Below are 20,279 nucleotides of genomic sequence, written 5' to 3'. Positions count from 1 at the left end.
CGATGCCGGGGATGCGCCGGGACCGCCTGGACGAGCTGATCCACCAGCTGCGCCGGGGCGGACTCCAGCCGACCGCCGAGGACGTCGCGGACGCGCTCTGGCTCGCCGGGCAGCTCGGCACCGCCCCGCCGGGCGCGCCGGCCGGACCACCCGGACCCGGTGCGGCCGCGCCGCAGGGCGCGGTGCCCGCCGACCCGCCCCTCGGCGCCCCCGTCGAGCCCGGCGGCCCGCCGCCCCCGCCGCCGTCCGTCCCGGACCTCCCCGAACCCGCCGTCCAGCTGGCCGCCCCGAGCCCCGCCCCGCCGTCCCGGCCCGACCCCGCCCGCCTCGCCGGCCGCCCGCCCTCCGACGCCGCCCCCGCCTCCTTCCCCGTGCGCGCCCCCGCCGCCGGTGCGCTGCCCGGGCTGCTCGCCCTGGAGAAGGCGCTGCGCTCCCTCGGCCGCTACCGCACCGCCGTCCGGCCCGGCCGGGACGAGCAGCGCGTCGACGAGGAGGCCACCGCCGAGCGCGCCGCCGCCAGCGGCATCCTGCTGCCCGTCCTGCGGCCCGGCCGCCGCCGGCGCTGCGACGTCCAGCTGCTGATGGACACCGGGCCCGCCATGGCCGTATGGGGGCAGATGGTGGAGGAGCTGCGGCAGGCCTGCCAGCAGTCCGGCGCGTTCGCCTCCGTCCGCGTCCACCACCTGTACGCCGACGACTCCGGCAGCCCGCTCGTCGGTACGACCGCCGGTCCCGGCCGGCACACCCGGCTGCGCCCGGCCGAGGAACTCCACGACCCCAGCGGCCGCCGGCTCACCTTCGTCATCAGCGACTGCGTCGGCCCGCTGTGGCAGAACGGCACCGCCCAGCGACTGCTGCACGCCTGGCCGCGCTCCGCCCCGGTGGCCGTGGTCCAGCCGCTGCCGCCCCGCCTGTGGGGCCGTACGGCGCTGCCGGCCGAGCCGGGAGTGCTGGTCCGTGCCGGGGAGAGCGGCGGACGGCTGGACTTCGTGCCCGAGGACGAGCCCTGGGAGGAACCGCCGCCCGGCGCCCGGCCGGTGCCCGTGCTGCAACCCACCCCGGAGGCCTTCGAGGCGTTCGCGCGGGTGCTCGCCGCGACCGGGCCGGTCAGCGGCCCCGCCTGGGCCGGCTTCGCCCACCCCGCCACCGCACCGGCGGCGGCCGGCACCGCCCCGGCCGCCGCGCCGCCACGCAGCGACGACGACCTGCTGCGCGCCTTCCGCGCGAGCGCCTCACCCGGTGCCCTGCGGCTCGCCGTCTACCTCGCCGCGGCGCCGCTCACCCTGCCGGTGATGCAGCTCGTCCAGCGCGCCATGCTGCCCGACACCGGACCGATGGAACTGGCCGAGGTGCTGCTCGGCGGTCTGCTCCGGCAGCTGCCCGGCACCGAGCACCAGCCGTGCTTCGCCTACCCGCCCCGGGTGCAGGACCTGCTCCTGTCCTCCCTCGGCCAGGACGCCGCCGGGCTCGTCCTCAAGCACTGCTCGGCCTATGTGGAACGGCACTTCGGCAAGGGCACCCGCAACTTCGCCGCGCTCGCGGCGGCCCGGCTCGCGGACGGCGCCGGGGAGACGGGGGAGGCGGCCGGCGCCGGGGAGGGCGCGGACACCGGGGACGGCGGCGGCGGTGTCGAGGCCGAGCTGTTCGCCCGTATCCCGGCCCGCGTGCTGCGCTTCTATCTGCCCGACCTGGTCACGCCGGACCCGCTGACCGAGGCCGAGCGGCTGCTCGCCCAGTGGCGCCGGCTGGCCGACCCGGAGGCGCTGCGGCGAGCCCGGGACCAGCTCCGGCTCGCGACCGCCGGCACCGGCTCCGCGCCGGCCGCCGACCCCGGCGGGCGGTTCCGGGCCCGCCTGGTCCTCGGCCGGGTGCTGCGCGCGGAGGCGGGTACGGCGGCCGCCCGGTCGGAGGGACGGCGGCCGCAGCTGCTCCAGGAGGCCGCCGACGCGCTCGCCGCCGCGCATGCGGAGACCGCGGCCGACGGCCCCGAGCGGGCCGCCGCGGCCCTGGAACTCGCCGCCTGCCGACGCGAGCTGTGGCAGCTGACGGCGGACGACGCCCACCTCACCACCGCTCTCGACGTCCTGGCCCCGGACACCCCGCCCTGGCCCGAGGTGACCGAGCGGGCCCGCCGATGGCTCCGGGACACGGGTCCCGACGACGGGGAGCGCCCGGCAGCCGGGGCACCGCCCGCTGCCGACGACGGGGAGCGCCCGGCAGCCGGGGCACCGCCCGCTGCCGACGACGGGGAGCGCCCGGCAGCCGGGGCACCGCCCGCTGCCGACGCACCGCCCCCCGCCGCCGCACGGACCGCCGACCGTCCTTCCGGAGCCGGTGAGCCGCCGGAGGCCGGTGTGCCGTGGCAGGCCGGGGTGGAGCGGGAGCGGCTCGTGTTGCGCGGCCGGTTGCTGATGGACCTGCGGCGGCCCGGTGCCGCCACCGCCGAGCTGCGCGAGGGCTGCGCGCTGCTGGCTGCGGAGGGCGCCACCGACGCCGTACGCGCGCCCGTGCTGCTCGATCTCGCGCGGGCGCTCGCCGCGGCCCGGGCCGAGGACGCGGAGGTGCGGCAGGCGCTGCGGCAGGCGCGGCGGGCCGCCGGGGAGGACCCGGCGCTGCTCGTGCCCGCGCTCGCCGAGCTGGCCGCGGTCCACGCCGGGGCCGGCGAGCACGCGGAGGCCGACGCGCTGTACGAGCGGGCCGTGCTGCTGGCACCGGCCGACAGCGCGCCCCGCCTGCGCCTCCTCACCGCCTGGGGCGAGTCGCTGCTCGGCCGGGCCTCGGCGGCGGACGGCGCGGGCACCGTGGACCGGGCCGAGTACGTGCTGCGGGAGGCGCTCACCGCACTGCCCGCCCGTTCCGCGCAGCGCGGCCGGCTCCAGGGGCTGGTCGCCAGCGCGCTCGCCCAGCGGTTCCGCCATCTCGGCTTCCTGCCGGACCTGTTCGAGAGCCGGCATCTGCTCGGCCAGGCGGTGCGCGCGGCGGCCGACGCCGCCGTACGGGCCGAGGTGTGGCTCCAGCTGGGGCGGGTGCGGCTGGAGGGCTGGTACCACGCGGGCGCGCCCCTGCTGACCGACGCGCTCCAGGCGTACGAGAACGCCGAGCGGGAGGCCGTCGCGGCGCACGGTGCCGATCCGGGCTCGGTGACGGCCGCGCGCGCCCGGTACGGCAGCGGGGCGGTGCTCGCCCTGATGGGGCGGCCCGGCGCGGCTCAGGATGCCTTCCGGGCGGCGCGCCGGCAGTGGCAGCGGCTGGTCGGGGCGCTGTACGACGTGGACTGGGCCGATGTGGAGCGGGCCCGGCGGGCGGAGCGGCAGCCGCCCCCGGCGGACGCCCGGTCGCTCTCGGAAGGGGAGTGGCGGGAAGTCGCCCCACCGTGGTGGCCGTGGACCGAAGAATGGCGCAACGCGACGGAACTTGACCGGAGTTGAGCCCTCGCGGGTTTCTGGTTCGGGCCTGTCGGGAAGAAGTCGGCAGCCACTGCGGCTGCGCGGGGCGGGCGCGGGGCAGGGAGGAGCCGAGGTGGGGGAGCCAATGACACGGGCGGCCGGGCTCGGCGAGCACGCCGTACGGGCCGTGGTCCCGCCCGACCTCACCGATGTCGACCTGCGGACTCTGCGGGCCATGGACGATCCGGCGCTGCTCGCGGCGGTGGCCGGGGTGCTGGCCGATCCGGAGGGGCTCGGCCGGGTCTGGTACACGACCGACACCGACACCCTCGTGCCGGGCGGAGTCACCGGGCATATGTTTTCGGCCGGTCATACGCGCCGGGCGCCGACGCGGTCCTTGCCCGGCACGGACACGGTGGCATGACCCCCGGACCACCCGGACCACCCGGCTCCGCCGGCCCACCGGCACGTCCGGCTCCGGCCGCACCCGCCGGGTTCGCCGGGCCCTCAGGGCGAGCCGCGCCCGCCGGGTTCGCCGGTCCGGCGGAAGCCGTCGCTGCGGCGGAAGCCGTTGCTCCGGCGGAAGCTCCCGCTCCGGGAGAAGCCGCCCCCGGCCTCACCCAGGTGCCCGGCCTCGCCCCCGCCCCCGGCCTCACCCCCGTCCCCCTGCCGGCCGGCACCCTCGCCGCCCTGGCCCGGGCCCAGCCGCGGCCCCGGGCCACCGCAACCCTGCTGGCGGCCCTGCACGCCCGGCGGATGCTGCTGTTCAAGTCGCTGCTGGTCCGGGTCGAACGGAACCGTTCGGGGCTGGACGGGGCGGTGCGGCGGCGGTTCGAGGGGGACTGGGCGCTGCTGGAGCGGGCGGAGCGCGCCGATCCCGCCGCCGTCCGGGCGGTGCTCGACTATCCGACGACCGGCGCCTGGCTGGCCGCCGCGCTCGCCGCGCCCGACGGGCCGCCCTTCGAGGACCGCCTCGCCGGACTCGGCGCGGTCGCCGTGGCCGCCGCCGTCCGCGCCGGCTGCCGGTTCACCACCACCCGCGCGCTGCCGGCCGGCACCCTGTGCCTGCCCGGGCTCGGCCTGCTGCGCGGCGCCCGCGGCCCGGCCCGGCTGAGCGGGCGCGGCGGCGCTCTGAAGATCACCGACGGCGCGGGCCAGACGCTCCGGCTGCCCGGTGCCGTACCGGCCGGACCCGGCACCCGGTGGGCGCCCGACGGCACCCTCGCCTGGTCGGCGCTGCACACCCTGCCCGGCTGCACCGCCGTACTCGACGACCTGGACCCCTACCGGGTGCCGGACGGCGGCATCGGGCCGGCCGCGCTGCCCGCCGCCGAGCGGCCGTACTCCGACCCGGCCGGCTGGGCCGCCCGCTGGCGGCACGCCCAGGCCCTGCTCGCCGCGACCCACCCGGCCCGCGCCACCGAGACGACCGCCCTGCTGCGCGCCGTCGTCCCGCTCGCCCCGCACACCGGCGCCGGGCCGCCGATGAGCGCCACCCTGCGGACCGCGCCCGGCGCCGTCCTGGCCCAGCTGCCGGCCGACCGGCGCGAGCTGGTGGAGCTGCTGGTGCACGAGACCCACCACACCAAGCTGGCCGTCCTGGACGAGCTGGTGCCGCTGTGCCGGCCCGGCGGCAGCCTGCACCGGGTGGCCTGGCGGCGCGACCCGCGGCCCGTCCCCGGCGTGCTCCAGGGCGCCTATGCGCACCTGGCGCTGATGGACCTGTGGTCCAGGGCGCGCACCGGAGCCGCCTGGGTGTGGCGTCGGCGCGCCGCCGAACGGTTCGACGCCTGCCTGGAGCAGGTCGCCGAGGCCTTGTCGGCGCTCGCCGGGTCCGATGAACTGACCCCGCACGGAAGGGAGTTCGTCCGGCACATGGGCCGTCACCACGCCCGCCTCGCGGGCGCCGCCCGACAGCCCGGATGACGCTCCGTGGAGGGGTTATTGCGTTACGTTATGCGTTATGCGTTGTGCGCGCGGCTGCCCGTGAGGCCGGCAGCCGCCGGAACAGGGAGCGGCGATGGCGGAACAGCGGCGACCGGTCGCCACGGACGCGGCGGCACCCGAGCATGTGCTCGTGGTCTTCCCGGGCTACCACCGCTCATGGGCGGCATGGATCGCGCAGTGCCTGGAACGGCACGGGCGCCGGGCCACCCTCCAGCGCTGGGACCCGCCGCGCGAGGTGGCGCTGGAGGACTCGCTCGGCGATCTGCTGCTGGCCAGCGGCCAGGTGCTGCTGGTCCTCAACGACTGGTTCTTCGAGCTGGGCCCGCGCCCGCCGGGCGAGTGGAACGACGCCCTGCGCGGCTTCGTCGCCGCGCACGCCGACCGGTTCGCCGCGGTCAACCTCACCAACCGCCCGCTGCTGCCCGCCACCGCCGTACTGGAACCGGCCAGCCTGTGGGCGCTGAGCGAGGAGGCCGCCGAGGAACGGCTGCTGCGCCGGCTCGGCATCGAACCCCTGGCCCGCCCGCGCCCGGTGCCGGGCCGCATCCGCTACCCCGACGAGCGCTGCGAGATCTGGGGCGAGGTGCCCCGCCGCAACCCGCGCTTCACCGGCCGTGACGACCTGCTCGGCGAACTCCAGCAGCGGCTCGCCGACGCGGAACGCGGAGCCGCCGCCTGCACCCTGGTCGGCATGTCCGGCATCGGCAAGACCCAGCTCGCCGCCGAGTACGCGCACCGCTTCAGCACCGACTACGACCTGGTGTGGTGGGTCAACTCCGACGACCGCACCATCCAGCGCGACCGCCTCGGCGAACTCGCCGTCGAACTCGGCCTGCGCGCCGGCAGCGAGCCCGGCGAACGCATCCGCGCGGTCCGCAACGCACTGCGGCGCGGCGAGCCGTACGGGAACTGGCTGGTGGTCTTCGACGGCTGGGACGACATCGAGGGCGTGAGCGGGCTGCTCCCGCAGGGCACCGGACACGTCCTGATCACCTCCCGGAACCGGGGCTGGAGCGAGCACACCGACGTCCTGGAGATTCCCGCCTTCCTGCGCGCCGAGTCCACCGGCTATCTGATGCGCCGCGCCCCGCACATCTCCGCCCGGGAGGCCGACGAGGTGGCCGCCGAGTTCGGGGACGTACCGCTGCCGCTGGTGCAGGCCGCGTCCTGGCTCGGCGAGTCCCGGATGGAGGTCGCCGAGTACCTGCGCATGGTGCGCGAACGCCGGCTGTCCACCGTCGACGAGCCCGTCACCGGCGAGGGCTTCCCGCAGTCCTCGCTGACCTCCTGGGCCATACTGCTCAACCGGCTGCGCCGCTCCCAGCCGCAGGCCATCGACGTGCTGGGACTGTGCACCTCCTTCGCCCCCGGCCGCATCCCGCTGGGCCTGATCCGCGCCTACCCGCGCGCCGAACTCCCCGACGAGCTGCGCTGGATGGCCACCGACCTGCCCGCCTGGACCCGGGCGCTGGACACCCTGGTCAGCTACTCGGTGCTCACCCGGGAGACCCGCGGCCCACTGGCCGCCGAGATGGGCCCGCACCAGGAGTCCGTGCACATGCACCGGCTCGTCCACGACATCGTCTCCAAGCTGACCGGCGACAGCGGCCGCGAGGTGCACCGGCGGGCGGTGCGCACCCTGCTCGCCGAGGCCGACCCCGGCAACCCCGCCGACAGCCGCAACTGGCCGCGCTACGCCGAACTCCTGCCGCACCTGTCGGCCTCCGGCGCCCTGGAGAGCCGCCAGCCGCGCGTGCAGGAACTCGTCCTGAACTGCCTGCGCTACTGCTCCCGCAGCGGCGAGTACAGCGGCGGCCTGGAACTGGCCCAGCAGGTGCGCGAGCACTGGTCCCGGTTCATGGAGCCGATCGACCAGCCGATGCTCGACCTGGCCACCCAGGAGGGCAACATGCTCCGCAACAGCGGCCGGTTCCGGGAACTGTACGAACTTCACCGGGGCGTGCTGGGGCAGCTCCAGGCCGCGCCCCGGCGCAACGAGATCGGCGAGCTGGCCAGCAAGGCCGCCCTCGCCTCCGGGCTGCGCTCGCTCGGCCGCTACCAGGAGGCGTACGACCTCCAGCGCGAGGTCCTGGAGGGCAACGAGCGGCTCCTCGGCCCGGACGAGCCGCCGACCCTGGTCGCCCGGCACAACCTCGGCGTCAGCCTGCGCATGCTCGGCCGGTACGCGGAGGCGCTGGACCTCGACCTGGAGACCCTGGCGCTGGGCGAGAGCGTGCTGCGCGCCCGGCACATCAACACCCTGCACTCGGGCAACGCGGTCACCCACAGCCTCCGGCTGCTCGGCCGCTACCGCGAGGCGCTCGCCCGCCAGGAACCCGTCGTACGGCTCCATGTGCAGGTGCTCGGCCCACGGCACCCGCAGACCCTCGAAGCCCGCTCCCAGCTGGCCATGTGCCGCCGCCGGGAGGGCGGCAACGCGCCGGACGTCGGCCCGGCCATGGCGGGCCTGCTGGACGAACTGATCCAGCTGTACGGCCGTGAGCACCACCGCACGCTGGGCTTCCTCACCAACTACGGCAACTTCCTGCGCGAACACGGCGATCTCAGCCATGCCCGGGAGCTGATCGACGAGGCGGAGGCGGGCTACCGGGCGCTGCTCGGCCCCGCGCACCCCGTCGCCACCGGCATGCTCTCCAACACCGGGCTGGTGATGCAGGCGGCCGGCGAGCGGGCCGACGCGCTGGCCATGTTCGAGGCCGCGCTCGCCGGGCTCAGCGCGACGCTCGGGCCGGACCATCCCTGGGTGCTGGGCTGCGCCCTCAACGCGGCCGGCGCGCGCAACCTCAACGGGCGGATCCCGGAGGCGGTGGAACTGAGCCGGGACAGCCTGCGCCGGGTGCGGCACATGCTGGGACACGAGCATCCGCTGACGCTGTCCTGCCAGGTGGCGCTCGCCGCGGACCTGCGCGCCGCGAACGAGCAGGAGGAGGCGGGCAAGCTGGAGGAGGACGCCCTGCTGGCCCTCACCCGCACCCTGGGCGCCCAGCACCCCCACACCATCTCCTCCCGCCAACGCATCCGCCCCTACTGGGACTTCGAGGCCTACATCGGCTGAAGCGCGCCCCAAAGGGGCGCGGGGAACTGCGCGAGCAACCACAACCGGACCCGCAGCCGCACACGACCTCATCCCGCCCCCGGGTAGGCCAAGGGCCCGGTACCGAGTACGAAACTCGATACCGGGCCCTTACGGGGTCAGTGGGGCTTACGCCTCGAAGACCTCACGCACCAACTGCTCCTGCTCCGCCTGGTGCCGCTTCGCGGAACCCACCGCCGGGGACGAACCGTGCGGACGCGAGATGCGCCGCAGCCGCTCGCCGGCCGGGATGTCCGCGCCGACCGCCAGGTCGAGGTGGTCGATCAGGTTGAGCGCGATGAACGGCCACGCACCCTGGTTCGCCGGCTCCTCCTGCGCCCACAGGTACTTCTCGGCGTTCGGGTACTTCTTGATCTCCGCCTGGAGCTCGGCACCCGGCAGCGGGTACAGCCGCTCGATACGGATGATCGCGGTGTCCGTGACGCCCCGCTTCTGCCGCTCGGCCTCCAGGTCGTAGTAGACCTTGCCCGCGCAGAAGACGACCTTGCGGACCGCGGCCGGGTCGACCGTGCTGTCGCCGATGACCGGGCGGAACTCGCCGCTCGTGAACTCCTCCGCCTTCGACGCCGCGGCCTTCAGACGCAGCATCGACTTCGGGGTGAAGACGACCAGCGGCTTGTGGTGCGGGTTGTGCACCTGCCAGCGCAGGAGGTGGAAGTAGTTCGACGGGAGCGTCGGCATCGCGACCGTCATGTTGTTCTGGGCGCACAGCTGGAGGAACCGCTCCGGGCGGGCCGAGGAGTGGTCCGGGCCCTGGCCCTCGTAGCCGTGCGGCAGCAGCAGGACCACACCGGAGGTCTGGCCCCACTTCTGCTCGGCCGAGGAGACGAACTCGTCGACGACGGTCTGGGCGCCGTTGACGAAGTCGCCGAACTGGGCCTCCCACATCACCAGCGCGTCCGGGCGGGCCAGCGAGTAGCCGTACTCGAAGCCCATCGCCGCGTACTCGGACAGCAGCGAGTTGTAGACGTTCAGCCGCGCCTGGTCCTCGGAGAGGTACTGGAGCGGGGTGTACTCCTCGCCGGTCTCCCGGTCGATCAGCACCGCGTGGCGCTGGCCGAAGGTGCCGCGCTGGGAGTCCTGGCCCGCCAGGCGGACCGGGGTGCCCTCGAGCAGCAGGGAGCCGATGGCGAGGGTCTCGCCCATGCCCCAGTCGATGGTGCCGTCCTCGACCATCGCCGCACGCCGCTGCAACTGCGGCTGGAGACGGGGGTGGACGGTCATGTGCTCGGGCACGCTGACCTGGGACTCGGCGATCCGCTTGACGACCTCGGCGGAGATCGCGGTCGGCACCGCGACCGGGAAGCCGTCCTGCGGGGCCTCGGCGGCGCCGCCGGCGGGCTGCGCGGTGGCCTCGCGGACCTCGGTGAAGACCTTCTCCAGCTGGCCCTGGTAGTCCTGGAGCGCCTGCTCGGCCTCTTCCAGGGTGATGTCGCCGCGACCGATCAGGGACTCGGTGTAGAGCTTGCGCACCGAGCGCTTCTTGTCGATCAGGTCGTACATCAGCGGCTGGGTGAAGGCCGGGTTGTCCGACTCGTTGTGACCGCGGCGGCGGTAGCAGATGAGGTCGATCACCACGTCCTTGTTGAACGCCTGGCGGAACTCGAAGGCGAGCCGCGCGACGCGGACCACGGCCTCCGGGTCGTCGCCGTTCACGTGGAAGATCGGGGCCTCGATCATGCGGGCCACGTCCGTCGCGTACATCGACGAACGCGAGGACTCGGGGGCCGCGGTGAAGCCGACCTGGTTGTTGATGACGATGTGGACCGTGCCGCCGGTGCGGTAGCCGCGCAGCTGCGACATGTTCAGGGTCTCGGCCACCACGCCCTGGCCTGCGAAGGCCGCGTCGCCGTGGATCGCCACCGGCAGGACGGTGAAGTCCGTGCCGCCCTTGTTGATGATGTCCTGCTTGGCGCGGGCGACGCCCTCCAGGACCGGGTCCACCGCCTCCAGGTGGGAGGGGTTGGCGACCAGGGAGACCTTGATCTGCTCGCCGTCGAGGCCGGTGAAGGTGCCCTCGGCGCCCAGGTGGTACTTGACGTCGCCGGAGCCGTGCATCGACTTCGGGTCGAGGTTGCCCTCGAACTCGCGGAAGATCTGCGCGTACGACTTGCCGACGATGTTCGCCAGCACGTTCAGCCGGCCGCGGTGGGCCATGCCGATGACGACCTCGTCCAGGCGGGACTCGGCAGCGGAGTCGATCACCGCGTCGAGCAGCGGGATGACGGACTCGCCGCCCTCCAGGGAGAAGCGCTTCTGGCCGACGTACTTCGTCTGGAGGAACGTCTCGAACGCCTCCGCGGCGTTCAGCCGGCGCAGGATGCGCAGCTGCTCCTCGCGCTCCATCTTGGAGTGCGGGCGCTCCACCCGGTCCTGGATCCACTTGCGCTGCTTGGGGTCCTGGATGTGCATGAACTCGATGCCGGTGGTGCGGCAGTACGAGTCGCGCAGCACGCCGAGGATGTCGCGCAGCTTCATCATCGACTTGCCGGCGAAGCCGCCGACGGCGAACTCGCGCTCCAGGTCCCACAGGGTGAGGCCGTGCTCGACGATGTCCAGGTCGGGGTGCTTGCGCTGCTTGTACTCCAGCGGGTCGGTGTCGGCCATGACATGGCCGCGGACCCGGTAGGAGTGGATCAGCTCGAAGACGCGGGCGGCCTTGGTGACGTCGTCGTCGTGCGAGGCGTCGATGTCCCGGAGCCAGCGGACCGGCTCGTAGGGGATCCGCAGCGCCTCGAAGATGTCGTCGAAGAAGCCGTTCTCGCCGAGCAGCAGGTTGGCGACCTGGCGCAGGAACTCGCCGGAGGCGGCGCCCTGGATCACCCGGTGGTCGTAGGTCGACGTGAGCGTCATGACCTTGGAGACACCGAGCTTGTTCAGGGTGTCCTGGCTGGTGCCCTGGAACTCGGCCGGGTAGTCCATGGAGCCGACGCCCATGATGACCGACTGGCCGGGCATCAGACGCGGGACCGAGTGGACGGTGCCGAGGCCGCCGGGGTTGGTCAGGGAGACCGTCACACCGGTGAAGTCGTCCATCGTGAGCTTGCCCTCGCGGGCGCGGCGGACGATGTCCTCGTAGGCCTGCCAGAACTCGAAGAAGTTCAGCGTCTCGGCCTTCTTGATCGCCGCGACGACCAGCTGGCGGTCGCCGTTCGGCTTGACCAGGTCGATGGCGAGACCGAGGTTGACGTGGGCCGGCTTGATCAGCGTCGGCTTGCCGTCCTTGACGCCGTACGACCAGTTCATCGACGGCATGGCCTTGATGGCCTGCACCATCGCGTACCCGATGATGTGCGTGAAGGAGATCTTCCCGCCGCGGGCGCGCTTGAGGTGGTTGTTGATGACGATGCGGTTGTCGAACAGCAGCTTCACCGGGACGGCGCGGACCGAGGTGGCGGTCGGCACCTCCAGCGAGGCGTCCATGTTCTTCGCGACCGCGGCGGCCGGACCGCGCAGCACGATCTGCTCCGGGCCCTCGGGGGCCGCGGCGGCGGGAGCGGGCTTGGCCGCCTTGGGCTGAGCGGGCGCCTGTGCGGGCTGCGCCGGCTTGGCCGGGGCGGGAGCCGGAGCCGCGCTCGCGGGCTTCGGAGCGGCCGGAGCGGCGGCCTGCGGGGCAGGGGCCGGGGCGGCGGCCTTCGGGGCCGGGGTGGTGGTCTCTGCGGCCCCCGCGGCCGCAGTACCCGCCGGAGCCGGGGTGGCGGGTGCACCCGGCTTGTAATCGGCGAAGAAGTCCCACCAGGCACGGTCTACCGAATTCGGGTCCTGGAGGTACTGCTGATAGATCTCGTCGACGAGCCACTCGTTCGGACCGAACGCGGCAGCGGGGTTCTTCCCGGCTTGGTCGTCGGTGGAGACGCTCGGGTTACTGGGGGACTGTGGCGACACGGCGGCAACCGCCCTCTTCCGCTTCACAAGGTGATGGACAGCGGGAATAAAGGCTACGCCTCCATCGGCGGGAAGGTCAGGCCGAGCAAGGTCATCGTCGCGTAAGTCACATCGGAAATCTTGTTTCGGGGCTTGATATGGCGGGAAACAAGCGTGGTTCCACTGTGGGAGGGTGCACGGGCCGGGCCCGGCGCGCCTTCGTTCGAAGGGTGGCGCGGGCCTGCTCCTGATCACACGTGTCCAGCTGCGCGGAAGGGCAGCGACCGGCATGGATCTTGTGCCTCCGGTTCGGACTTTACGTCAACTTGGTGCGGAAGTCAGTCCCGGGAGAGTGACGATGATCCGGCAGCCCCGCTCGGATTCGGCCACACCGATCCGGCCGCCGTGCAGATCCACCGCCCAGCGGGCGATCGCCAGCCCGAGGCCGGTGCCGCCGTCGCTGCCCGGGCCGTGCGGCCGGGTCACCGCACCCCGGTTGAACCGCTCGAACACCTTGTGCCACTCCGACCGGGGGATGCCGGGGCCCTCGTCCAGGACCTCCAGCTCCAGCGACTCCGGCTGCGGCCCGCGCCGCGCCCGCACCGTCACCCGGCCGTGCGGCGGGCTGTGCTTGACCGCGTTGTCGATCAGGTTGGCGACGACCTGGTGGATCCGCTCGGGGTCCGCGTGCGCGGTCAGCTCCGGCGGGGAGACGTCCAGGTGCAGATGGACGTCCGTACGCGTGTGGCGGCCGGTGTCCGAGGCCAGCCCGGCACGCGCCGAGGCCGCCATGTTGGCCTCCTTCAGCACGCCCGAGAGATACGGCCACACCTCGAAGCGGCGCATCTTCAGCGGTACGACGCCGTTGTCGAGCCGGGACAGGTCCAGCAGCGTCTCCACCAGCCGGCCGAGCCGCTCGGTCTGCTTCAGGGCCGTCCGCATGGTCTCCTGGTCGGGCTCGGTGACCCCGTCGACGATGTTCTCCAGCACGGCGCGCAGTCCCGCGATGGGGGTGCGCAGCTCGTGCGAGACGTTCGCGACCAGTTCCTTGCGCTGCCGGTCCTGGGCCTCCAGCTCGTCGGCCATGACATTGATCGTCTGGGCCAGGTCGCCCAGCTCGTCCCGGCGGTTCTCGCTCACCCGGCGGGTGTAGTCGCCCTCGGAGATGGAGCGGGCCACCGTGTTCATCTCGTCCAGCGGCATGGTGAGCGAGTGCGCCACGAACTGCGTGATCAGCAGCGTGGCGATCATCGAGAAGACCGTGATGAAGCGCAGCTCGGTCTTGGTGTGCACCGCGATCATCGACAGACCGGTGGTGATCAGCACCGAGATGACGACCAGCGCGCCCAGCTTGGTCTTGATCGAGAACGGGCGTACGCCGCCCCAGGGCTCCTCCACGGGACTCCCGGGGCTCCTGGGTGCGGCCTGCCGCCCGGCACCGCTCATGGCGTCGGCGTCTCCAGCGCGTACCCGACCCCGTGCACCGTGCGGATCCGCTCGGCGCCGATCTTCCGGCGCAGCGCCTTGATGTGGCTGTCGACCGTACGGGTGCCGGAGGCGTCCGCCCAGTCCCACACCTCGGCCAGCAGCTGCTCCCGGGAGAGGACCGCGCGCGGGGTGTTCGCCAGGCACACCAGCAGGTCGAACTCGGTCGGCGTCAGATGGACGTCCTCCGACCGCACCCGCACCCGGCGCTGGGCGTGGTCGATCTCCAGTTCGCCGAGGCGCAGGATGCCGCTGCGCGGGGTGGCGGCGGCCAGCGCGGCCCGCTCCACCCGGCGGAGCAGCACATGCACGCGGGCCGCGAGTTCCCGCATGGAGAACGGCTTGGTCATGTAGTCGTCGGCGCCGACGCCGAGCCCGACCAGCATGTCCGTCTCGTCGTCCCGCGCGGTGAGCATCAGCACCGGCACCGGCCGCTGCGCCTGCACCCGGCGGCAGACCTCCAGGCCGTCGAAGCCGGGCAGCATGATGTCGAGGATCAGCAGGTCGGGCTGCCAGGCCTCGGCGGTGTCGACCGCGGCCGGACCGTCGGCCGCGGTCTGCACCAGGAATCCCTCTGCGCGGAGCCGGGCCGCGATGGCGTCGACGATCGTGGTGTCGTCCTCGACGACCAGCACCCGGCGCTGCGCGCCCGGTGTGCTGGTCGCCGCACCGCTCTGGGAGGTGTGTGTCTGCTCCATCGCCCGCCCCTGCTTGTTGCTTTCCGGAACCCGTGGGGTGATCCCATGTCTGCGATCGACGCGTGAGGACCGGCCGGGGGACCTGTTGAGAGATCCGTTGACTGATCCGCGTCAGGGCAGCACATTACGGGGACTCGCCGTGCCGTCGCTATCCAGGGCGGACGCCGAGGTGCACGGCGTCGGGAACGCCCCGGGCAACGGGGACCTCTTCGGTACGCACCTGACGGAACCCGGCATTCCGCAAGCTTCCTTCAAATTCCGGAGAGGGCTCGGCCGACCACACCGCGAGCACCCCGCCCGGCCTCAACACCCGGGCGCAGGAACGGAGTCCGGCCGGTGAGTACAGACTGCCGTTGTCCTCGGTGACGGTCCAGCCCGGCCCGTTGTCGATGTCGAGGCACAGCGCGTCGAACGTGTCCGATGTCTCATTGACGTAACGAACGAGATCGGCTTCCACGATCTCCGTCCGGGGGTCGGCGAGCGCCCCGGCGGACAGCTGGGCGAGCGGCCCGTCCCGGTGCCAGCCGACGACCGCGGGCTCCCGCTCCACGACCACGATCCGCCCCCAGCGCCCGTCGGCGGCGGCGTGCGCGAGCGAGAAGCCGACGCCCAGCCCCCCGATCAGCACCGCCGGCTCCGGCCGGCCGTCCAGCGCGTCGTACGCGGCGTCGACCAGCAGCCGCTCCGAGCGGCCGTCGGAGGTGTCCATCAGGAAGCAGCCGTTGGCGATGATCTGCAACAGCGCGCCGTGTCTGCGCAGCACCACCTCGCCGTACGGCCCGTCACGCCGGTCCAGCACCACAGGAGAGTCGTCCAGGGCAGTCATGCGTCCATCCTGCTCGAACTGGGCATTTCCTTCACGGGAATTGCGGATGACGCGGCCGTGGACGCAATCGGACGGTGAGAGGTTGCTGTGAATCCGCTCTCGCGTGGCGTCGGTCATAGACAGCGGCCCGCGCAACGCTGACTGTGGGCGTAACGGAAGGAGCGCCTCAGGTGGAACGGACCGCGACGGGCCCGGTGGCGCCCGCGCTCCCGGCGGACTCGCCTCTTCCCGGCGGAGTCGTCGTCGCGGACCTGCTGGACGGCATGCCCGCCCCGCGCGCCGCGCTGGCCGGGGCCGCGGATGTGCGGAAGGCCGTGGACACGACGGGGACCGCGCAGGCCGTGGCGGTGGCTCCCGTCGTACGGCGCCCGCCGTCCGCCCTTCCGGCGCGGCTCGGGCGACTGGTGCCGACGCCCGTCGGAACCCCGTTCACCTTCGGCTATGCGACGCTGCTGGCCGTCACCTCCGTGATCGCCATGGTGGCCGACCCCGCGCTGGTGCACGCCCTCTACCGGGACTCCAGCACGGACGTGTTCCACCTGGCGTGCTCCCCGGTGACCGTGCTGGTGGCCAGTGCGCTGTGGATCGCGGGCGGGATGGTCTCGCCGTACGCCTTCGCCTTCGTGCTGGTGCTGACCGCGCTGGAGCGCCGGATAGGCGGGGCGCGGGCGGCCGCGGTGTTCCTGTCCGGGCACATCCTGGCCACCCTGGCGACCGAGGTGCCGGTGGGCCTGGCCGTCGCCCTCGGCCACCTCCCCCTCACCTCGCTGCACCGCCTCGACTACGGCATCAGCTTCGGTGTGGCCGCCAGCACCGGCGCCCTGGCCGGCCTGCTCACCCCCTGGCTGCGCTGGCCCCTGCTCGTCTCGGTGGCCGGGCTGCTCCTGGACGACCTGGCCGCCTTCACCGATCCGATGACCGACTGGGGCCACCTCATCGCCCTGACGATCGGTGTGCTGGCCTGGCCGCTCGTCCGCCGCTGGCAGCGCCGCGCCTGAGCGCGCTCACCCCTCGCACTCCCCGAACCGCCCCCGTGGCACCCCCACCCCTGAACGTGATCGCTGAGAGCGAACACAATCCAGGGAACAATCCCCCTAGCCAGAACATTGAGTCGGTACAGCTCAAGTTACCGGCCTAAGGGGAGATCATGGCTGCTGAGTCACCGGCTTTCACTCTCGTCCTGCCCGTGCTGCCGCTCGACGACGAGGTCGTCCTGCCCGGCATGGTGGTTCCGCTGGACCTGAGCGATGCCGAGGTACGGGCCGCGGTGGAGGCCGCACAGGCCGCCGCCCGCTCCGAACCCGGAAAGCCCAAGGTGCTGCTGGTGCCGCGCATCGACGGCACCTACGCCAGGACGGGTGTGCTGGGCACGGTCGAGCAGGTCGGCCGGCTGGCCGACGGTGACCCGGGAGCCCTGATCCGCGGCCGCGGCCGGGTCCGCATCGGCGCCGGCACCACCGGCCCGGGCGCCGCCCTGTGGGTCGAGGGCGCCGAGGTCGCCGAGGAGGTGCCGGACCCGCTGCCGGGTCAGGTCGCCGAACTCGTCAAGGAGTACAAGGCGCTCGCCACCACCTGGCTGAAGAAGCGCGGCGCCTGGCAGGTCGTCGACCGGGTCCAGGCCATCGACGGCGTCGCCGCGCTCGCCGACAACTCCGGCTACTCGCCCTTCCTCACCACCGAGCAGAAGGTCGAACTGCTGGAGACCACCGACCCGGTGGCCCGGCTCAAGCTCGCCACCCAGCAGCTCCGCGACCACCTCGCCGAGCAGGAGGTGGCCGAGACCATCGCCAAGGACGTCCAGGAGGGCGTCGACAAGCAGCAGCGCGAGTTCCTGCTGCGCCGTCAGCTGGAGGCCGTCCGCAAGGAACTGCGCGAACTGAACGGCGACGCCAAGGACGCGGCCGAGGAGTCCGACGACTACCGCGCCCGCGTGGAGGCCGCCGACCTGCCGGAGAAGGTCCGCGAGGCCGCCCTGAAGGAGGTCGACAAGCTGGAGCGGGCCTCCGACGCCTCGCCCGAGGGCTCCTGGATCCGCACCTGGCTGGACACCGTCCTGGACATGCCGTGGAACGTGCGGACCGACGACAGCGCCTCCGCGTACGACATCCAGGGCGCCCGGGCGATCCTCGACGCCGAGCACGCGGGGCTCGAGGACGTGAAGGAGCGCATCACCGAGTACCTGGCGGTGCGCAAGCGGCGCGGCGAGCGCGGCCTCGGCGTGATCGGCGGACGGCGCGGAGGCGCCGTACTCGCCCTGGTCGGGCCGCCCGGTGTCGGAAAGACCAGTCTGGGAGAGAGCGTCGCGCACGCCATGGGCCGCACGTTCGTCCGGGTCGCCCTCGGCGGCGTCCGGGACGAGGCGGAGATCCGCGGTCACCGCCGTACCTACGTCGGCGCGCTGCCCGGGCGGATCGTGCGGGCCGTCAAGGAGGCCGGGTCGATGAACCCGGTGATCCTGCTCGACGAGATCGACAAGGTCGGCTCCGACTTCCGCGGAGACCCCGCCGCTGCCCTCCTGGAGGTCCTCGACCCGGCGCAGAACCACACCTTCCGGGACCACTACCTGGAGGTCGAGCTGGACCTGTCCGACGTGGTCTTCCTCGCCACCGCCAACGTCCTGGAGGCGATCCCGGAGGCCCTTGCCGACCGGATGGAGATCGTCCGCCTGGACGGCTACACCGAGGACGAGAAGATCGTCATCGCCCGGGACCATCTGCTCCCGCGCCAGCTGGAGCGGGCGGGCCTGGACCGGGACGAGGTCACCGTGGAGGAGAGCGCGCTGCGCAGGCTCGCCGGCGAGTACACCCGCGAGGCGGGAGTGCGCACCCTGGAGCGGTCCATCGCGCGGCTGCTCCGCAAGGTCGCGGCCCAGCACGAACTGGGCGAGCGGGAGCTGCCGTTCACCGTGACGGACGCCGATCTGCACGCGCTGATCGGGCGGCCGCGCCATGTGCCCGAGTCCGCCCAGGACCCGGCCGAGCGCCGTACCGCCGTCCCCGGCGTGGCGACCGGCCTCGCGGTCACCGGCGCGGGCGGTGACGTGCTCTTCGTCGAGGCGTCCCTCGCCGACCCGGAGACCGGCGCCGCGGGCCTGACCCTCACCGGCCAGCTGGGCGACGTGATGAAGGAGTCGGCGCAGATCGCGCTGAGCTTCCTGCGCAGCCACGGCGCCGAACTGGAGCTCCCGGTGGCCGACTTGAAGGACCGGGGCGTGCACATCCACTTCCCGGCCGGCGCGGTCCCGAAGGACGGCCCGAGCGCCGGCATCACCATGACCACGGCCCTCGCCTCCCTGCTGTCCGGCCGGCCGGTGCGCACGGACGTGGCGATGACCGGCGAGGTCTCGCTGACCGGCCGGGTGCTGCCGATCGGCGGGGTGAAGCAGAAGCTGCTCGCCGCGCACCGCGCCGGGGTGACCACCGTGATCATCCCCAAGCGCAACGCACCCGACCTGGACGACGTCCCGGCCGAGGTGCTGGACCGGCTCGACGTGCACACCGTGACCGACGTCCGCCAGGTCCTGGAGCTGGCGCTCACGCCCGCCGCGCAGGACGCGACGCCGGAGGTCCCGCTGGCGGCATGACCCCCGCCCGGCACGCGGCGAGGCCCGGGTTCCCTGCGGGGACCCGGGCCTTCGCCCTGCGCGGACAAGCAGGGCACTCGGTAGAATTCAGGCGTGAGTTGGCCTCCCAGCCGGCCCTCCGGGCTGATCGGGGCCGAGATCGCGGGCTACCGCGTGGAACGCGAGCTCGGCCGCGGCGGCATGGCCGTCGTCTACCGGGCCCGGGACCTGCGCCTCGACCGGACGGTCGCGCTGAAGCTGCTGGCCCCCGAGTACACGCGCAACGACGCCTTCCGCCGCCGCTTCGCCCAGGAGTCCCGGGTCGCGGCCGCCATCGACCACCCGCACATCGTCCCCGTCTTCGAGGCCGGTGAGACGGACGGCGTCCTGTACATCGCCATGTGCTACGTCGCCGGGCAGGACCTGCGCGCGCTCATCGACCGCGAGGGCCCGCTGGCGGTGCCGGCGGCCCTGCGCATCGCCGCCCAGCTGGCCTCCGCGCTGGACGCGGCCCACGCCCGCGAACTCGTCCACCGGGACGTCAAACCCGGCAATGTCCTGGTGGCCAGGGGGGTCGACAGCGACCACCCCGAGCACGTCTACCTCACCGACTTCGGACTGGCGAAGAAGTCCCTGTCGCTCACCGGGTTCACCAGCGCCGGAGAGTTCGTCGGCACCCTGGACTACGTGGCGCCGGAGCGGATCGCGGGGCGCCCGGTGGACGGCCGGGCCGACCAGTACAGCCTGGCCTGCGTGGTGCACGAGACGCTGGCCGGCGGCCCGCCCTTCCGGCGCGACGACCACCTCGAACTGCTCTGGGCCCACCAGTACGACGCACCGCCCGGGCTGAGCGAGGAGCGGCCGGAGCTGCCGCGGGCCGCCGACGAGGTGCTGTTCCGGGCCCTCGCCAAGACCCCGGACGACCGCTACGGCTCCTGCCTGGAGTTCGTCGCGGCCCTGCGCGCCGCCATGGGGCCCGCCGAACCGCCGGTCCGGGCCGCCCGCCGTACCCCCACGCTGGTCGACCCGTGCCCCGCGGTCCCGGCACCGCCCGCCTGGGCCCGCCCGGTCCTCGCGCCCCAATAGTGTCATTTGTCCGGATCGTCAAGTCCCGAGTCCTCGGAACATGACCGGCATGGTGCCCGTCCCGCCTACTTGAAGTGCGGCCCCCACCGGAGAAACCGGAAACCGAAAAGGGCCTTACGGAACAAGTAGGAGGACACCATGAACCGCAAGATCGCGAACCGTACGGAGAACCGGACGAAGCGAGGTCTGCGCCTCGCCACGGTGGCCGCGGGGGGGGGGGGCGCCCCCCCCCGGGGGGGGGGGGCCGCCCCCCCCCCCCCGCCCCCCCCCCCCCCCCCCCCCCCACCCAACAAAGTCGGCACCCCCCCCC

11 protein-coding genes are annotated in these 20,279 nt (G+C 73.7%); 7 read left to right on the top strand and 4 right to left on the bottom strand.

Translation table 11 applies throughout. The features are described 5' to 3' along the window. Positions 1 to 2: 2 nt before the first annotated feature. The 4 genes from ACFVIU_RS02245 to fxsT all read left to right on the top strand — a co-directional run bounded on the left by ACFVIU_RS02245 (position 3) and on the right by fxsT (position 8,409). Positions 3 to 3,428: an SAV_2336 N-terminal domain-related protein gene (locus ACFVIU_RS02245; RefSeq protein ID WP_385840034.1), complete on the top strand. Its 3,426-nt coding sequence runs from the start codon at positions 3 to 5 to the stop codon at positions 3,426 to 3,428. 103 nt (positions 3,429 to 3,531) lie between these two features. Beyond that, on the top strand, positions 3,532 to 3,810 hold the full coding sequence (fxsA, locus tag ACFVIU_RS02240) for an FxSxx-COOH cyclophane-containing RiPP peptide (RefSeq protein ID WP_385840033.1): 279 nt from the start codon (positions 3,532 to 3,534) through the stop codon (positions 3,808 to 3,810). Positions 3,811 to 4,010: 200 nt separating this feature from the next. After that, complete coding sequence (locus ACFVIU_RS02235) at positions 4,011 to 5,312, top strand: aKG-HExxH-type peptide beta-hydroxylase (protein ID WP_385840031.1); 1,302 nt, start codon at positions 4,011 to 4,013, stop codon at positions 5,310 to 5,312. Between the two features lie 94 nt (positions 5,313 to 5,406). After that, positions 5,407 to 8,409, top strand: coding sequence for an FxSxx-COOH system tetratricopeptide repeat protein (gene fxsT, locus ACFVIU_RS02230; protein WP_385840030.1), 3,003 nt, complete (start codon positions 5,407 to 5,409; stop codon positions 8,407 to 8,409). A 147-nt stretch (positions 8,410 to 8,556) separates the two neighbouring features. On the opposite strand, the gene ACFVIU_RS02225 is transcribed toward fxsT, so the two are convergent. The 4 genes from ACFVIU_RS02225 to ACFVIU_RS02210 form a co-directional block, all read right to left on the bottom strand. Continuing rightward, positions 8,557 to 12,333 (bottom strand): multifunctional oxoglutarate decarboxylase/oxoglutarate dehydrogenase thiamine pyrophosphate-binding subunit/dihydrolipoyllysine-residue succinyltransferase subunit, encoded by a 3,777-nt coding sequence (locus ACFVIU_RS02225; RefSeq protein WP_385840029.1) that lies wholly within the window; start codon positions 12,331 to 12,333, stop codon positions 8,557 to 8,559. Between the two features lie 300 nt (positions 12,334 to 12,633). Further along, positions 12,634 to 13,758 carry an ATP-binding protein gene (locus tag ACFVIU_RS02220; protein ID WP_385840027.1) on the bottom strand — a complete coding sequence of 375 codons (1,125 nt, stop codon included), beginning with the start codon at positions 13,756 to 13,758 and terminating at the stop codon, positions 12,634 to 12,636. Further along, positions 13,755 to 14,495 carry a response regulator transcription factor gene (locus ACFVIU_RS02215; RefSeq protein ID WP_385840026.1) on the bottom strand — a complete coding sequence of 247 codons (741 nt, stop codon included), beginning with the start codon at positions 14,493 to 14,495 and terminating at the stop codon, positions 13,755 to 13,757. Before ACFVIU_RS02215 ends, ACFVIU_RS02220 begins: the two co-directional genes overlap by 4 nt. Before the next feature lie 148 nt (positions 14,496 to 14,643). Beyond that, on the bottom strand, positions 14,644 to 15,321 hold the full coding sequence (locus ACFVIU_RS02210) for a spermidine synthase (protein WP_385840025.1): 678 nt from the start codon (positions 15,319 to 15,321) through the stop codon (positions 14,644 to 14,646). Between the two features lie 170 nt (positions 15,322 to 15,491). Here ACFVIU_RS02210 and ACFVIU_RS02205 point away from each other — a divergent pair, with 170 nt between their 5' ends. The 3 genes from ACFVIU_RS02205 (at position 15,492) to ACFVIU_RS02195 (ending at position 19,969) form a co-directional block, all read left to right on the top strand. Beyond that, complete coding sequence (locus ACFVIU_RS02205; protein WP_385840024.1) at positions 15,492 to 16,319, top strand: rhomboid-like protein; 828 nt, start codon at positions 15,492 to 15,494, stop codon at positions 16,317 to 16,319. 149 nt (positions 16,320 to 16,468) lie between these two features. Next, a complete protein-coding gene (lon, locus tag ACFVIU_RS02200; RefSeq protein WP_385840023.1) occupies positions 16,469 to 18,904 on the top strand; it encodes an endopeptidase La in 2,436 nt (811 codons plus the stop codon). Positions 18,905 to 18,997: 93 nt separating this feature from the next. Continuing rightward, positions 18,998 to 19,969: a serine/threonine-protein kinase gene (locus ACFVIU_RS02195; RefSeq protein WP_385840022.1), complete on the top strand. Its 972-nt coding sequence runs from the start codon at positions 18,998 to 19,000 to the stop codon at positions 19,967 to 19,969. The last annotated feature ends 310 nt before the right edge of the window (positions 19,970 to 20,279 follow it).

Source organism: Streptomyces sp. NPDC127190 (assembly GCF_042672505.1).
GTDB lineage: Bacteria > Actinomycetota > Actinomycetes > Streptomycetales > Streptomycetaceae > Streptomyces.
Note: the sequence above shows the minus strand (reverse complement) of the source record. Positions and strands in the feature narration are given on the sequence as shown.

What these genes read in the sequence shown, in the direction of transcription:
- ACFVIU_RS02245 (WP_385840034.1), top strand. Translation starts at nt 3, where the DNA reads ATGCCGGGGATGCGCCGGGACCGCCTGGACGAGCTGATCCACCAGCTG.
- fxsA (WP_385840033.1), top strand. Translation starts at nt 3,532, where the DNA reads ATGACACGGGCGGCCGGGCTCGGCGAGCACGCCGTACGGGCCGTGGTC.
- fxsT (WP_385840030.1), top strand. Translation starts at nt 5,407, where the DNA reads ATGGCGGAACAGCGGCGACCGGTCGCCACGGACGCGGCGGCACCCGAG.
- ACFVIU_RS02220 (WP_385840027.1), bottom strand. Translation starts at nt 13,758, where the DNA reads ATGAGCGGTGCCGGGCGGCAGGCCGCACCCAGGAGCCCCGGGAGTCCC.
- ACFVIU_RS02215 (WP_385840026.1), bottom strand. Translation starts at nt 14,495, where the DNA reads ATGGAGCAGACACACACCTCCCAGAGCGGTGCGGCGACCAGCACACCG.
- ACFVIU_RS02210 (WP_385840025.1), bottom strand. Translation starts at nt 15,321, where the DNA reads ATGACTGCCCTGGACGACTCTCCTGTGGTGCTGGACCGGCGTGACGGG.
- lon (WP_385840023.1), top strand. Translation starts at nt 16,469, where the DNA reads ATGGCTGCTGAGTCACCGGCTTTCACTCTCGTCCTGCCCGTGCTGCCG.